The organism is Stenotrophomonas sp. YJH_SMC_46, assembly GCF_059370315.1.
The window spans coordinates 404,200-418,854 of record NZ_JCAFTO010000003.1; the positions used below are offsets into that span (position 1 = coordinate 404,200).

Consider the following 14,655-nt stretch of genomic DNA (forward strand, 5'->3'; position numbering starts at 1 on the left):
GCCGGGCCGCAGGCCCGGCCGAACCCCTCAATTACGCTGGAACAGCGCCTTCACATCATTCCGGAACGCCGCCTGGCTGTCGGCCCGGCTGTAGAACATGTGCCCGCCCGGATAACTGCGCACCTGCACCCGGTCCGGATTGCTGCCCATCGTCGGCATCTGGTCCACGGTCAGGATCGAACCCATGAACGGGCACGACAGGTCGTTCCAGCCATGCACGATCAGCACCTGCAGGTGCGGGTCGATCGCCACGGCCTGGCGCAGCTGGGTCACCGCGCCATCGCGCAGCTCGCCATTGCGGTCCCACAGCCGGTTCACGTCGTAGTTCAGCGCCTGGTACCGCGCGTCCACCTTCCAGCCGACCACGCGCGTCACGAAGTCGACCATCGCCGTGGTGGTCGGCGCGATGATGCTGTCCAGCAGAGGATCGTTGGCGCGCTGCTCCGGATCGTTCGGGAATGGATCGAACGCGGTCACGTTGGAGTCGTAACGGCTGCCCAGCGTGCCCTTGTCGCGGAATACTTCGCGCAGGTAGGCCTGCGTTTCCAGGCGGCCACCGGCACGGCGCACGAACTGCGGCTCCAGGCCGGTCAGTTCGGTCACCCGGCGCAGCATCGCCTCGGTTGCCTGCGGATCGCTACGGCCTTTCATCAGGGCGGTGGCGTAGTCGCCACGGGTGTATTCCACTACTTCGCGCATCGCTGCATCGGTCAGTTTGCCCTGGCGCTCCAGGTGCGCGGCGGCGATCGACGGCAGGGTCTGCATCCACGCCATCGGCGAGACATCGGCGTTGTCTTCCAGGGTCGGGCTCAGGTACGGCGAGACCAGTACCAGGCCGTTCATCGCCACGCCCAGCCGGGTCTGCAGGTAGTGGGTGATGCGCGGGCCGCGATAGCCGCCGTAGCTCTCGCCAGTCAGGTACTTGCGCGACGCCATGCGCTGGTTGCGCAGCAGCCAGTCGTAGATCGAGCGTGACAGGTATTCGATGTCCGCGCTGGGGTTGTACAGTGCCTTCTTCGCTTCATCGTCGCCGATCCGCGCGCGGCTGAAGCCGGTGCCGACCGGATCGATGAACACCAGGTCGGTGAAGTCCAGCCAGGTGCCGGGGTTGTCGTGCAGGGTCGCCGGCGCCGACGCGCTGTCACCCTCGGAGCCGAAGGTCACCACCTTGGGTCCGATCGCGCCCATGTTGAGGTACACCGACGACGCGCCGGGACCGCCATTGAGCGCGAAGGTCACCGGCCGGTCCTTGCCCGGCATCGTATAGGCGGTGAACACCACATCGGCGATCACCTTGCCCTTGGCATCGCGTACCGGCAGGGTGCCGACGGTGGCGGTGTAGTCCAGGGTGCGGCCGGCTAGGCGCATGCTCTGGCGGGCTGAGGCGTCTGCGGGCAACGCAGGTGCCTCGGTCTTGTCGTCTTTCGGATCGGGCTTGGCGTCGGCATCAGGCGCGGCCAGCACGCTGGCTGGGGCGATGAGCAGGCCGACGCAGAGCGCGGCAGTGTGCAGCAGGGACTTCATGGCACCGGGTGGGCAGCGGAAGGGGATTCCGATGCTAGGCCGGTGGCGGCCCATGTCGTATGTGTCCAAAGGCATGGCCGTGCGTTGAGCCCGCTACTGGCCAGATTGGGTCAAGCGGGCAGGGTGGCGGCCGCTTCGTCATCGGCCAGCAGGCCATAGACGGCCGAGTCGGCCAGTTCCCCCTGGATCCGCCAGCGCTGGCGCAGCACTCCCTCGCGGCGGAAGCCCAGGCGTTCGAGCACGTGCGCGGAGGGTGCGTTGCGCGGGTCGATCTCGGCTTCCACGCGATGCAGGTGGAGGGTGCCGAACAGGTAGGCCAGTACCTGCTGCAGGGCCTCGTGCATGTAGCCCTGGCCCTGGCGATCCGGTGCCAGCAGGTAGCCGATCTCGGCGCGTGCCGCATCGCGGTCCAACGCAAACACCACGCAGATGCCCAGCAACGGGCCGTCCAGCGTTTCGCGCACGGCCAGCTTGAGCTGGGTGCCGGTGGCCTGTGCCGCCAGGTCATCGTCGATCTGCGCGCGTGCCTCGGACGGTCGTGTCCATGCAGGATGGTTCCAGAACCGCATCACGTCCGGATCGGACTGGATTGCGAACAGGGCGGCCGCATCGTCGCGGCGGATCGGGCTCAGGACGAGGCGCGCGCTGTGCAGCGGCAGGCCGGGAAACAGCAGGGAGTGGCTGGCCAATACGTTGGTCCACACGGATGGACGCGCATTATGGCGCCGCCGGGTTTGCCGATGGGGGTGGGATCTCTGTAGAGCCGAGCCGATGCTCGGCTGCCCGGCACGGCGCGGAATGCAGCCGAGCGTGGGCTCGGCTCTACAGGAGGGCTGCGGGAGTCAGACTTCCAGCGAAGCCAGGTCGCCCTTCGACTCCAGCCAGCCCTTGCGGTCGGAGGCGCGCTTCTTGGCCAGCAGCATGTCCATCAGCGAACTTGTCTGCTCGCGATCGTCCACGGTCAGCTGCACCAGCCGGCGCGTATCGGGGTGGATGGTCGATTCACGCAGCTGAGGCGGGTTCATCTCGCCCAGGCCCTTGAAGCGGGTCACGTTGATGGCGCCCTTGATCTTCTCGCGTTCGATCTTGTCCAGCATCGAGCGCTTTTCTTCCTCGTCCAAGGCATAGAACACCTGCTTGCCCACGTCGATGCGGAACAGTGGCGGCATGGCCACGAACACGTGGCCGGCATCGACCAGCGCAGGGAAGTGCCTGAGGAACAGCGCGGTCAGCAGTGTTGCGATGTGCAGGCCGTCGGAGTCCGCGTCGGCCAGGATGATGACCTTGCCGTAGCGCAGGCCGCTGATGTCGTCCTTGCCCGGGTCGCAGCCGATCGCGATCGCCAGGTTGTGCACTTCTTCCGAGGCCAGCACGCTGTTGGAGGAAACCTCCCAGGTGTTCAGGATCTTGCCGCGCAACGGCATGATGGCCTGGAAATCCTTGTCGCGGGCCTGCTTGGCGCTGCCGCCTGCCGAATCACCTTCCACCAGGAACAGCTCGGTGCGCGACAGGTCCTGGCTGATGCAGTCGGCCAGCTTGCCGGGCAGGGCCGGGCCCTGGGTGACCTTCTTGCGGACGACCAGCTTTTCGGTCTTCAGGCGGGCGCTGGCGCGCTCGATGGCGATCTGCGCGATCTTCTCGCCCAGCTCCACGTTCTGGTTGAGCAGCAGGCTGAAGGCATCATGGGCGGCACCTTCGATGAAGCCGGCCGCCTGGCGTGAGGACAGGCGTTCCTTGGTCTGGCCGCTGAACTGCGGGTCGGTCATCTTCAGCGACAGCACGAACGACACGCGGTCCCACACGTCTTCCGGGGCCAGCTTGACGCCACGCGGCAGCAGGTTGCGGAAGTCGCAGAACTCGCGCAGCGCCTCGGTCAGGCCGGTACGCAGGCCGTTGACATGGGTGCCGTGCTGGGCGGTGGGGATCAGGTTGACGTAGCTTTCCTGCACCAGCTCGCCTTCCGGCAGCCAGGCCACTGCCCAGTCCACGACCTCGGTGTCCTTCTTCAGGCTGCCGACGAACAGCTCGGCCGGCAGCATCTCGCGATCACCCAGCTCCAGCTTCAGGTAATCGCGCAGGCCGTCTTCGTAGTACCAGGTATCGACTTCACCGGTGGCTTCATCGGTCAGCTTCACGGTCAGGCCCGGGCACAGCACGGCCTTGGCGCGCAGCAGGTGCTTGAGCGCGCGCACCGCGAACTTCGGCGTATCGAAGTACTTCGGGTCCGGCCAGAAGCGCACGCGGGTACCGGTGTTCTTCTTGCCGACGCTGCCAACTACTTCCAGCGGTGTGGCGCGGTCGCCATTGCGGAAGGTGATGCGGTGTTCGGCACCGTCGCGCTTGATGTGCACTTCCACCAGGGTCGACAGCGCGTTGACCACGCTGACGCCGACGCCGTGCAGACCACCGGAGAAGGTGTAGTTGTTGTTGCTGAACTTGCCGCCGGCATGCAGGCGGGTGAGGATCAGCTCGACGCCCGGGATCTTCTCTTCGGGATGGATGTCCACCGGCATGCCGCGGCCGTCATCGCTGACCTCCACGCTGCCGTCCTTGTACAGGGTGATCTCGATCGAGCGGGCGTGGCCGGCGAGGGCCTCGTCCACCGAGTTGTCGATCACTTCCTGCGCCAGGTGGTTCGGGCGCGCGGTGTCGGTATACATGCCGGGACGGCGCTTGACCGGGTCAAGGCCGGACAGGACTTCAATATCGGCGGCGTTATAACGGGCGTTCATCTGTCTTCGAAAGCTTGGAGCGACGGGCAAGTGTGGGGTCTGGCACGGGATTTTGCACGCCTGCGGTTCAGTCTCGGCGACGCAGAGGGGGTAAAATGGCAGCCGCTGGAATCTGAACGCCGGCGCTCCGTTGGATCAGAACGTCCAAGCCATACCGCGAGGAGGACTCCATGAAGAAGTTGCTGACCATTGCGATCCTGGCCGCTGCCGCCGTTGCAGTGCCGCTGGTGGTGGCGCAGAACGCCGGCCAGTCGGCCCCGCAACAGGGTGATCAGGCCGACAAGGCCCAGGCCGAGGCCGATGCAAAGGCCAAGCGCCGGGCCCAGGCCAATGCCCAGATGAAGGCGCAGGGCCAGCCGGCCCCGCAGCAGGAAGAGGAAGAGGAAGCGCGCAAGAAGCGCTGATCCCGCAGCCTGCCAGGCGCCCTTGCGACAAGGGTTGTGCTCCGGAACGCCCCGCTCAGCGGGGCGTTTCTTTTGGGAACGTGGCGTCTGCCCCTTGGGTTGGCGGCCATCAATCTGTAAACTATGGCTTTCCGGGAGTAAGTGCGTGTCCACCCTTTGCGAATGGGCTGGAGCGGCCAAGCGTGGCTTCCAGCATGGCGGGTCGCAGGTGACGGTCGATTTGACCGGCACGGCCGCCCCGACCTCGCACGGTGGTCCCTGTCCGGCGCCTGCCACCGCACGGATCCGCACCTCCCTCGCTGTCCCAGCGAACCGGAAAACCCCCTCTGAGCACCATGCCTGCCCTCCGGGCGCGCGTGGTGCTGCCGTTTTCCATTTCCAGACAGGATGCTTGCAGCCATGACTCCCTTGATTTTCGTAACCGGCGGCGTGGTGTCCTCGCTCGGCAAAGGCATTGCCGCTGCGTCACTGGCCGCCATTCTCGAAGCCCGTGGCCTGAAGGTCACGATGATGAAGCTCGACCCGTACATCAACGTCGACCCGGGCACCATGAGCCCGTTCCAGCACGGTGAGGTCTACGTCACCGACGACGGCGCCGAGACCGACCTCGACCTGGGCCACTACGAGCGCTTCGTGCGCACCCGCCTGAGCCGCAAGAACTCGGTCACCACCGGGCGCATCTACGAGAACGTGATCCGCAAGGAGCGCCGCGGCGACTACCTGGGCGCGACCGTGCAGGTCATTCCGCACATCACCGACGAGATCCGTCGCTGCATCGACGAAGCCACCGAAGGCTACGACGTGGCACTGGTCGAGATCGGCGGCACCGTGGGCGACATCGAGTCGCTGCCGTTCCTGGAGGCGATCCGCCAGGTGCGCACCGAACGTGGCCCGGAGAAGGCGCTGTTCATGCACCTCACCCTGGTGCCGTACATCGGCGCCGCCGGTGAGCTGAAGACCAAGCCGACCCAGCACTCGGTGAAGGAGCTGCGCTCGATCGGCATCCAGCCGGACGTGCTGCTGTGCCGCTCCGAGCAGGCGGTGCCGGATTCGGAGCGCCGCAAGATCGCCCAGTTCACCAACGTCTCCGAGCGCGCGGTGATCAGCGTGCCGGACGTCGACGTGCTGTACCGCATTCCGTCGGGCCTGCATGCACAGGGCCTGGACGAAATCGTGGTCAACCAGCTGAAGCTGGCCGACAAGGCCGGTCCGGTCGATCTTTCGATGTGGGAAGACGCGGTCGACGCGACCCTGCACCCGCTGGATGAAGTGACCATCGCCGTGGTCGGCAAGTACGTCGACCACCAGGATGCCTACAAGTCGGTCGGCGAAGCACTGAAGCACGGCGGCCTGCGCCAGCGCACCAAGGTCAACCTGAAGTGGCTGGAAGCACAGGACCTGGAAGGCACCGACATGGCTGCACTGGCCGATGTCGACGGCATCCTGGTACCGGGTGGCTTCGGTGACCGCGGCTTTGAAGGCAAGGTGCTGACCTCGAAGTTCGCCCGCGAGCAGCAGGTGCCGTACTTCGGCATCTGCTACGGCATGCAGGCGGCAGTGGTCGATTACGCGCGCAACGTGGTCGGCCTGGAAGGTGCCAACAGCACCGAGAACGATCGCCAGTCGCCGAACCCGGTGATCGGCCTGATCACCGAATGGCGCACCGCCAGCGGCGATGTCGAGAAGCGTGACGACAAGAGCGACCTCGGCGGCACCATGCGCCTGGGCCTGCAGGAACAACGCCTGAAGCCGGGCACGCTGGCCCGCGAGCTGTACGGCAAGGACGTGGTCGCCGAGCGCCACCGCCACCGCTACGAGTTCAACAACCGCTACCGCACCCAGCTGGAAGATGCGGGCCTGGTGATCGCGGGCAAGTCGATGGACGACACCCTGGTGGAAGTGGTCGAACTGCCGCGCGATGCCCACCCGTGGTTCCTGGCCTGCCAGGCGCACCCGGAATTCCTGTCCACGCCGCGCGACGGCCACCCGCTGTTCATCGGTTTCATCCGTGCCGCGCGCGAGCGCAAGGCGGGCGGCAAGCTGCTTTCCGAAGCGCGCGCCTGACTTGTGAATGGGGGCGTGGGCCCCCATCCTGCATGCTTCAACCCCCAGCGCACCGGCCCGGCCGGTGCTGCGGACAACAAGGAAACGCCATGAAACTGTGTGGATTCGAGGTCGGGCTGGACCAGCCCCTGTTCCTGATCGCCGGCCCCTGCGTAATCGAGTCGATGCAGCTGCAGCTTGATACCGCCGGCAAGCTGAAGGAGATCACCGACAAGCTCGGCGTCAACTTCATCTTCAAGTCCAGCTTCGACAAGGCCAATCGCACCTCGGGCACCGCCTTCCGCGGCCCGGGCATGGAAGAAGGCCTGAAGGTCCTGGCCGAGGTCAAGAAGCAGATCGGCGTGCCGGTGCTGACCGACGTCCACGAGTACACCCCGATGGATGAAGTGGCCTCGGTGGTGGACGTGCTGCAGACCCCGGCGTTCCTGGTCCGCCAGACCGACTTCATCCGCAAGGTGTGCTCGGCCGGTAAGCCGGTCAACATCAAGAAGGGCCAGTTCCTCGCGCCGTGGGACATGAAGCCTGTCGTGGAGAAGGCCAAGGCCACCGGCAACGAGCAGATCATGGTCTGCGAGCGCGGTGCCAGCTTCGGCTACAACAACCTGGTCAGCGACATGCGTTCGCTCGCGGTGATGCGCGAGACCGGTTGCCCAGTGGTGTTCGACGCCACCCATTCGGTGCAGCTGCCGGGCGGGCAGGGCACCAGTTCCGGTGGCCAGCGCGAGCACGTGCCGGTGCTGGCCCGTGCTGCCGTGGCGGTGGGCATCTCCGGCCTGTTCGCCGAGACCCATCCGGACCCGTCCAAGGCGCTGTCCGATGGCCCCAACGCGTGGCCGCTGGACCAGATGGAAGCGCTGCTCGAGACCCTGATGGAGCTCGATGCGGTGACCAAGAAGCACGGCTTCTCGCGCTTCGCGTGAGTCGTGACCCGTGGCTGGCGCTGGAAAACCAGCGCCGCCGCCGGCACTGGAAACAGTGGCCCTGGGGCCTGATTGCACTGGGCCTAGCCGTGCTGTTCACCGTGGGCATGTTCGGCCTGGTGCTGATCGGCGCTGCGTCAGTGCGCCCACCGGGCGATGGCGGCAGCGCGCTCAATCTGCGCGCGTACTTCATTGCGCTGCTGGTGGCAGAGCTGGTCGGCGCCGTGGGATGCGTCGCTGCCGCCGTACTGGCCTGGCGCCTGAACCGAGGCAAGGTGGCCGCCGGCCTGGCGATCGTCCTGCTGTCGCTGTGGTTCGGTGCCCTGTTCTACGGGCTGCTCTGATGAGTGCGACCCTGGCAACCCGTGATCGGCCCTGGGGCCTGATCGCGCTGGCGCTGGCTGTTCTGGCCTGGGCCGGCCTGGTGGCCGCTGTGTTTGCCTTCGCCGCCAGTTTCGGTTCGCCCGGGGATGGCAGCCATGGCATGCAGGCCATGCAGTACTGGATCCTGGCTGCACTGGCCATGCTCGTGCTGTCCTTCGTTGGCAGCCTGGTGGCGATGGTGATGGCCTGGCGTTGCCGCCGCGGCGGCGTATTGGCCGCCATTGCCGGTGGCCTGCTGGTGGTGATGATGTCGTTGATCCTGATGGTGATCGGGGCCACTCTGGCCTGACGGCGCCCGCGCCATTTGGCAAGTGGCGGGCAGCCGGGGATAATCACGCGGCATTCGTTTTGTCGCCCCCTCTCCAGACAGGTAACCGGCCCGACCATGAGTACGATCCGCAGCATCCACGCCCGTGAAATCCTCGACAGCCGTGGCAACCCCACGCTGGAAGCCGAAGTCATCCTGGAGGACGGTTCGTTCGGTCGTGCCGCGGTTCCCTCCGGCGCCTCGACCGGCACCAAGGAAGCGGTCGAGCTGCGTGATGGCGACAAGACCCGTTACCTGGGCAAGGGCGTGCGCAAGGCCGTCGACAACGTCAACACCACCATCGCCAACGCGCTGAAGGGTTTTGAAGCCACCGACCAGGCCGGCCTCGACCGTCGCCTGATCGATCTTGATGGCACCGAGAACAAGGGCCGCCTGGGCGCCAACGCGCTGCTGGGTGTTTCGATGGCCGCCGCGCACGCCGCCGCTGCATCGAACAAGCAGGCGCTGTGGCAGTACCTGGCCGCCAAGACCGGCGTTACCCCGTCGCTGCCGGTGCCGATGATGAACATCATCAACGGCGGTGCGCATGCCGACAACAACGTGGACTTCCAGGAGTTCATGGTGCTGCCGGTCGGCTTCACCTCGTTCTCCGAAGCGCTGCGCGCCGGCACCGAAATCTTCCATTCGCTGAAGTCGGTGCTGAAGGGCCACGGCCTGAGCACGGCGGTGGGCGACGAAGGCGGTTTCGCGCCGGACTTCCGCAGCAACGTCGAAGCGCTGGACACCATCCTCGAAGCGATCGGCAAGGCCGGCTACACCGCCGGTGAAGACGTGCTGCTGGGCCTGGACGTGGCGTCAAGCGAATTCTTCGAGAACGGCAAGTACAACCTGGTCGGCGAGAACAAGCGCCTGACTTCCGAGCAGTTCGTCGACTTCCTCGCTGACTGGGCCGCGCAGTACCCGATCATCACGATTGAAGATGGCCTGGCCGAGAACGATTGGGCGGGTTGGAAGCTGCTGACCGACCGCATCGGCAAGAAGGTGCAGCTGGTCGGCGACGACCTGTTCGTGACCAACCCGAAGATCTTCCAGGAAGGCATCGACTCGGGCACCGCCAACGCGATCCTGATCAAGGTCAACCAGATCGGCACGCTAAGCGAAACCCTGGAAGCGATCGCCATGGCTGATCGTGCCGGCTACGCCGCCGTGGTTTCGCACCGCTCGGGTGAAACCGAAGACACCACCATCGCTGACATCGCCGTGGCTACCACCGCCACCCAGATCAAGACCGGCTCGCTGTGCCGCAGCGATCGCGTGGCCAAGTACAACCAGCTGCTGCGCATCGAGGAAGCCCTCGGCGCCGGCGCGCGTTACGCCGGTCGTGACGCGTTCGTTTCGCTGAAGCGCTGAGCCGATGCGCGACTGGCGCTGGATGCTGCTGGTGCTGGCCCTGTTGCTGGGCTGGCTGCAGTACCGCTTCTGGTTCGGTCCGGGCAATTCGGGTGAAGTGATGATGCTCGAAGCCCAGGTCGCCAACCAGGAGCGGGACAACGAGGGCCTGCAGCAGCGCAACGACGCGCTGGCCGCCGAAGTGAAGGACCTCAAGGAAGGCCAGTCCGCCATCGAGGAGCGCGCGCGCAGCGAGCTGGGCATGATCAAGCCTGGCGAGAAGTTCTACCGTGTGGTCGAGGATGCGCCGGTCCAACCGGCGCAACCTGCGGCAGGTGTCAGCGCCCAGGTCGGCGATCATCCGGCGGACGTGCCATGAGTGGGGCGATCTGGGTGGTGGTTCCGGCCGCCGGCCGTGGCGCCCGCTTCGGCGCACCGCTGCCCAAACAGTACCTGCAGGCCGGCGGGCAGATCCTGCTCGCCCATACCCTGGACGCGCTGCTGGCGCACCCGGCCGTGGCCGGCGCAATGGTGGTGATCGGACAGGACGACGGTGACTGGCCTGGCTGGAGTGAATGGGCCGGCAAGCCGGTGCTGACCTGCATCGGCGGCGCGTCCCGTGCCGCCTCGGTGCTGGCTGGGCTGCAGGCCCTGCCGGACTCGGTGCGTGCCGATGAATTCGTGTTGGTCCACGATGCGGCGCGGCCGAACCTGTCACTTGCCGATCTTGGGCGGCTGCTTGAAGTCGGTCGTGCCGATCCGGTCGGGGCGATCCTGGCTGCCCCGGTGCGCGACACGCTCAAGCGCGCGGGCGATGACGGTGGCATCGATGGCACCGAGCCGCGCGAGCGCCTGTGGCGTGCATTGACGCCGCAGCTGTTCCGCCGCCACCAGCTCAGCCGCGCGCTGTCCGAAGCCGCTGCCGCCGGTGTCGAAGTCACCGACGAGGCCATGGCCATGGAGCGCCAGGGCCAGCGCCCGCTGCTGGTGGAAGGCAGCGAGGACAACTTCAAGGTAACCACTCCGGCCGATCTCGACCGGTTCGAATTCGTACTTTCCCGCCGCGCCGGCTGATTGCCCGCGCGGCCCTGCTGCAAGGGTTGCATCCATGAGCACCGCCCCGTTCCCGCCCGTCCGCATCGGCCAGGGCTACGACGTCCATGCCTTCGGTGAGGGCGATCACATCATGCTCGGTGGGGTGAACGTGCCGCACAGCTGCGGCGTGCTCGCGCACAGCGACGGCGACGTGATCCTGCATGCCCTGTGCGACGCGATGCTCGGTGCGCTGGCGCTGGGTGACATCGGCCAGCACTTCCCGCCGAGTGATGACCGCTGGAAGGGCGCTGACAGCAGCGATTTCGTCCGCCATTGCGACAGCCTGCTGCGCGAGCGTGGCTGGCGCGTCGGCAACACCGACATCACCGTGATCTGCGAGCGTCCGAAGGTCGGTCCGCATGCGCTGGCCATGCGTGAGCGCATCGGCGGCCTGCTGCAGCTGCCGCTGGATGCGGTCAGCGTCAAGGCCACCACCTCGGAGAAGCTGGGCTTTACCGGCCGTGGAGAAGGCATCGCCGCACAGGCGGTGGTGTTGCTGGTGGCGGCATGATCCCGCTGCCGCTTGCGTTTGGTGCGCCGTTGCTGTCGGCGCGCATCCGCACCACGCCGGAAGATTTCCAGGTCGACGAGTTGCCGGCGTTCGAGGCCACTGGCGAGGGCGAGCACCTGCTGCTGCACATCCGCAAGCGCGGTGCCAACACCGTGCATGTGGCCAAGCTGCTGGCCAAGTGGGCCGGCCTGCCGGAAATGGCGGTGAGCTACGCCGGCATGAAGGACCGCCATGCGGTCACCACCCAGCGCTTCAGCGTGCACCTGCCCAAGCGCATTGCACCGGATCTGGCCGAGCTGGCCAGTGATGAGATCGAAGTGCTCGAAGCCACCTGGCACAACCGCAAGCTGCAGCGCGGCGCCTTGGCCGGCAACCGCTTCAAGCTGGTGCTGCGCGAGGTGCGGGGCGATGCTGCAGCGATCAGTGAGCGTTTGCAGCAGATTGCCAGCCGGGGCCTGCCGAACTGGTTCGGTGAGCAGCGCTTCGGCCGCGACGGCGGCAACGTGCCGGCCGCATTGGCGATGTTCGGGGGCCGCCGCATGCGCAAGGACCAGCGTTCGCTGCTGTTGTCTGCCGCCCGTTCGGCGCTGTTCAACCGCGTGCTGGCCGCGCGCGTGGAGCAGGGCAGCTGGGATCAGCCACTGGAGGGCGAAGTGTGGATGCTGGACGGCAGTCGCAGCGTGTTCGGCCCCGAGCCGTACACCGACGTGCTGGCCGAGCGCCTCGCGCGGTTCGACATCCACCCCAGCGCACCGTTGTGGGGCGAAGGCGAACTGCGCAGCGCCGACGCTGCACGTGAGCTGGAGCTGGCCGCGCTGGACGACGAGGAATCGAAGGCGCTGCGCGCTGGCCTGGAAGACGCACGGTTGAAACAGGAGCGCCGCGCGTTGCGCCTGCGCCCGGCGCTGCTGCAGCATCAGTGGCTGGCCGATGACGTGCTGGAACTCTCGTTCGCGCTGCCGCCGGGCTGCTACGCCACCGCTGTACTGCACGAGCTGGGCCCGGTCGAAGACGCCTCGCAGGCCTGAGCAGGGCGCACGGTAGAGTCGACTGTCAGTCGACTTGCGCGCGCAGCGCGGGGTATTCGCTTGCCGCTGGAAGAGCAGTCGACTGACAGTCGACTCTACCTGGACTCATGGCGTCCCCTTTTTTCAGCGCCGCGCCAGCAGCACCAGTACCGCGCCGGTCCCGCCTTGCCCGGCCGGCGCTGAATGGAACGCCAGCACGTCGTTGCGCAGCCGCAGCAGGCGGTCAACCAGGTTCTTCAGCACCGGCGCACCGCCATCGGCTTGCAGGCCCTTGCCGTGGATGATGCGCACGCAGCCATATTCGTGTGCATGCGCTTCAAGCAGGAACTGGCGCAGCAGCGTCTCCGCCTGCGCGGCGGTGGCGCCGTGCAGGTCCAGCTCGTCCTGCACCGAGTACTGGCCACGCTTGAGGCGCTGGAACAGGCGTGGTGGCAGGTTGTCGCGTCGATAGCTGGCCACATCGCCGGCTTCCAGCGGGGTGCTGTCGCGCAGCAGCCGGGCGAACTCGCCGGCGGCGTCGGCCTCGTCACGTTCGGCCATCCGCGCACGCGGCTTCGGTCGCGGCGCGGCAGGTGCCGGCTCGGCATCCTTGCGCAGCGGCGTCACTTCGCCGATGGCCGCACGGAACAGCGCGGCGGGATCTTCGTCTTCAGGGTGCGACATGCGCACAGGGTAAACCGCCGGCGCAGGTCTGCCTATGACGGTTCGATGTCGGCCGTGACCGCCGGCAGGGTAGGACCGGCGGCTCGCATGCGGCACAATAGACGATGCGCTTGCAGGGTCGACGGCTTCCGCAGGGGAGCGCGGCGGTCCCGCCCACACTGCACGGTGACGGAATCGAATTCTTGGAAAATCAAGCGGTTAAATCGAAGATGCGAATCCTGGTCAGCAATGACGATGGTGTCGACGCTGCAGGCATCCGGATGCTTGCCTCGGTCCTGCGCGAGGCTGGGCACGAGGTTACGGTGGTCGCACCCGACCGCGATCGCTCCGGCGCCAGCAACTCGCTGACGCTGGATCTGCCGATACGGCTCAAGCGCATCGACCATTACACCGTCTCGGTGGCCGGCACCCCGACCGACTGCGTGCACCTGGCGCTGACCGGCCTGCTTGAATTCGAGCCCGACATTGTCGTGTCCGGCATCAACAACGTCGCCAACCTCGGTGATGACGTGATCTATTCCGGCACTGTTTCGGCGGCGATGGAAGGTCGCTTCCTGGGCCTGCCCGCCGTGGCGGTGTCGCTGGTCAGCCGCAACCACGATCCGAAGCACTACGAAACCGCTGCGCGCGCCGCGGTCGAGATCGTTGCACGGCTCAAGGCCGATCCGCTGCCGGCCGACACCATCCTCAACGTCAACGTGCCGGACCTGCCGTGGAGCGAGGTCAAGGGCTTCGAGGTTACGCGCCTCGGCAACCGCCATCGCGCCGAAGGCTGCATCGCGCAGAAGGATCCACGCGGCAACGAGGTGTACTGGATCGGCCCGGCCGGCCGCGAGCAGGACTCCGGCCCGGGTACCGATTTCCACGCCGTGCGCACCGACCACATCTCGATCACGCCGATCCAGGTCGACCTCACCCGCTACCAGGCGCTGGAGAAGGTGGCCAGCTGGGTCGGCGGCCTCAGCGCAGCCCTGGACCAGCCGGCATGAGCCCACGCCTGCGCCTGCAACCGGAAGCTGTGGGTATCGGCATGACCTCGCAGCGCGTGCGTGACCGTCTGGTCGACCGCCTGCGCGAAGCCGGCATCGTCGACGAGCCGACCTTGAACGCGATCCGGGTGGTGCCGCGCCATCTGTTCATCGACGAAGCGCTGGCCTCGCGCGCGTATGAAGACACCGCGCTGCCGATCGGCCACGGCCAGACCATCTCGCAGCCCTGGGTGGTCGCGCGGATGACCGAGGCGGTGCTCCAGGTCGCGCCGAAGCGGGTGCTGGAAGTCGGCACCGGTTCCGGTTACCAGGCCGCCATCCTCGGTGCGCTGGGCCTGGAGGTCTACACCGTGGAGCGCATCGGCGACCTGCTGCGCCAGGCGCGCAAGCGCTTCCGTGCGCTGGGCATGAACATCCGCACCAAGCATGACGACGGTCGCGTCGGCTGGGCCGAGCACGGTCCCTTCGATGCCATCGTGGTCACTGCGGCAGCGCCTGCACTGGTCGACGCGCTGATCGAGCAGCTGGCCGAGGGCGGCCGGCTGGTGGCGCCGGTCGGTGGTCCCGGGGCGCAGTCGCTGGTGCAGCTGGACCGCAAGGCCGACGGCAGCATCGAACAACACGTGCTGGCGCCGGTCACCTTCGTGCCGCTGCTGTCTGGCATGCTCGACTAATCCACGGAGC

General features: G+C 66.9%; 16 protein-coding genes. 12 read left to right on the top strand and 4 right to left on the bottom strand.

From position 1 onward, the window contains the following. Positions 1–27 precede the first annotated feature (27 nt). The 3 genes from AC5P8C_RS11350 to parE all read right to left on the bottom strand — a co-directional run bounded on the left by AC5P8C_RS11350 (position 28) and on the right by parE (position 4,256). Complete coding sequence (locus tag AC5P8C_RS11350; protein ID WP_021204094.1) at positions 28–1,524, bottom strand: S10 family peptidase; 1,497 nt, start codon at positions 1,522–1,524, stop codon at positions 28–30. A 110-nt stretch (positions 1,525–1,634) separates the two neighbouring features. Continuing rightward, positions 1,635–2,213, bottom strand: a complete 579-nt coding sequence (locus AC5P8C_RS11355; protein WP_019658887.1) for a GNAT family N-acetyltransferase — start codon at positions 2,211–2,213, stop codon at positions 1,635–1,637. A gap of 153 nt (positions 2,214–2,366) precedes the next feature. Then, positions 2,367–4,256, bottom strand: coding sequence for a DNA topoisomerase IV subunit B (parE, locus tag AC5P8C_RS11360; protein WP_019658886.1), 1,890 nt, complete (start codon positions 4,254–4,256; stop codon positions 2,367–2,369). Between the two features lie 170 nt (positions 4,257–4,426). On the opposite strand from parE, the gene AC5P8C_RS11365 reads away from it, so the two are divergent. The 10 genes from AC5P8C_RS11365 (at position 4,427) to truD (ending at position 12,319) form a co-directional block, all read left to right on the top strand. After that, on the top strand, positions 4,427–4,660 hold the full coding sequence (locus AC5P8C_RS11365) for a hypothetical protein (protein WP_019658885.1): 234 nt from the start codon (positions 4,427–4,429) through the stop codon (positions 4,658–4,660). Positions 4,661–5,059: 399 nt separating this feature from the next. Further along, positions 5,060–6,724 (top strand): CTP synthase, encoded by a 1,665-nt coding sequence (gene pyrG / locus AC5P8C_RS11370; protein ID WP_005416023.1) that lies wholly within the window; start codon positions 5,060–5,062, stop codon positions 6,722–6,724. An 89-nt stretch (positions 6,725–6,813) separates the two neighbouring features. After that, a complete protein-coding gene (kdsA, locus tag AC5P8C_RS11375) occupies positions 6,814–7,644 on the top strand; it encodes a 3-deoxy-8-phosphooctulonate synthase (RefSeq protein WP_010485995.1) in 831 nt (276 codons plus the stop codon). Then, positions 7,641–7,988, top strand: a complete 348-nt coding sequence (locus AC5P8C_RS11380) for a hypothetical protein (protein WP_197602325.1) — start codon at positions 7,641–7,643, stop codon at positions 7,986–7,988. Before kdsA ends, AC5P8C_RS11380 begins: the two co-directional genes overlap by 4 nt. Then, positions 7,988–8,317, top strand: coding sequence for a hypothetical protein (locus AC5P8C_RS11385; RefSeq protein WP_197602326.1), 330 nt, complete (start codon positions 7,988–7,990; stop codon positions 8,315–8,317). The genes AC5P8C_RS11380 and AC5P8C_RS11385 overlap by 1 nt, the downstream gene beginning before the upstream one ends. Before the next feature lie 96 nt (positions 8,318–8,413). Then, positions 8,414–9,706, top strand: coding sequence for a phosphopyruvate hydratase (eno, locus tag AC5P8C_RS11390; RefSeq protein WP_014036739.1), 1,293 nt, complete (start codon positions 8,414–8,416; stop codon positions 9,704–9,706). Between the two features lie 4 nt (positions 9,707–9,710). Continuing rightward, on the top strand, positions 9,711–10,064 hold the full coding sequence (ftsB, locus tag AC5P8C_RS11395; RefSeq protein WP_019658881.1) for a cell division protein FtsB: 354 nt from the start codon (positions 9,711–9,713) through the stop codon (positions 10,062–10,064). Beyond that, complete coding sequence (ispD, locus tag AC5P8C_RS11400; protein ID WP_418081862.1) at positions 10,061–10,759, top strand: 2-C-methyl-D-erythritol 4-phosphate cytidylyltransferase; 699 nt, start codon at positions 10,061–10,063, stop codon at positions 10,757–10,759. Before ftsB ends, ispD begins: the two co-directional genes overlap by 4 nt. Before the next feature lie 34 nt (positions 10,760–10,793). Then, the gene (gene ispF, locus AC5P8C_RS11405; RefSeq protein ID WP_005409005.1) at positions 10,794–11,291 is read left to right on the top strand and encodes a 2-C-methyl-D-erythritol 2,4-cyclodiphosphate synthase; all 498 of its coding nucleotides are present in this window, start codon (positions 10,794–10,796) and stop codon (positions 11,289–11,291) included. Then, positions 11,288–12,319 carry a tRNA pseudouridine(13) synthase TruD gene (gene truD, locus AC5P8C_RS11410; RefSeq protein WP_164145311.1) on the top strand — a complete coding sequence of 344 codons (1,032 nt, stop codon included), beginning with the start codon at positions 11,288–11,290 and terminating at the stop codon, positions 12,317–12,319. Before ispF ends, truD begins: the two co-directional genes overlap by 4 nt. A gap of 123 nt (positions 12,320–12,442) precedes the next feature. On the opposite strand, the gene AC5P8C_RS11415 is transcribed toward truD, so the two are convergent. Next, positions 12,443–12,982, bottom strand: a complete 540-nt coding sequence (locus AC5P8C_RS11415; protein WP_019658878.1) for a Smr/MutS family protein — start codon at positions 12,980–12,982, stop codon at positions 12,443–12,445. A 209-nt stretch (positions 12,983–13,191) separates the two neighbouring features. Here AC5P8C_RS11415 and surE point away from each other — a divergent pair, with 209 nt between their 5' ends. Both surE and AC5P8C_RS11425 read left to right on the top strand, forming a co-directional pair. Beyond that, positions 13,192–13,971 carry a 5'/3'-nucleotidase SurE gene (gene surE, locus AC5P8C_RS11420; protein WP_495218768.1) on the top strand — a complete coding sequence of 260 codons (780 nt, stop codon included), beginning with the start codon at positions 13,192–13,194 and terminating at the stop codon, positions 13,969–13,971. Next, positions 13,968–14,645, top strand: a complete 678-nt coding sequence (locus tag AC5P8C_RS11425; RefSeq protein ID WP_010485977.1) for a protein-L-isoaspartate(D-aspartate) O-methyltransferase — start codon at positions 13,968–13,970, stop codon at positions 14,643–14,645. The genes surE and AC5P8C_RS11425 overlap by 4 nt, the downstream gene beginning before the upstream one ends. Positions 14,646–14,655: the final 10 nt, after the last annotated feature.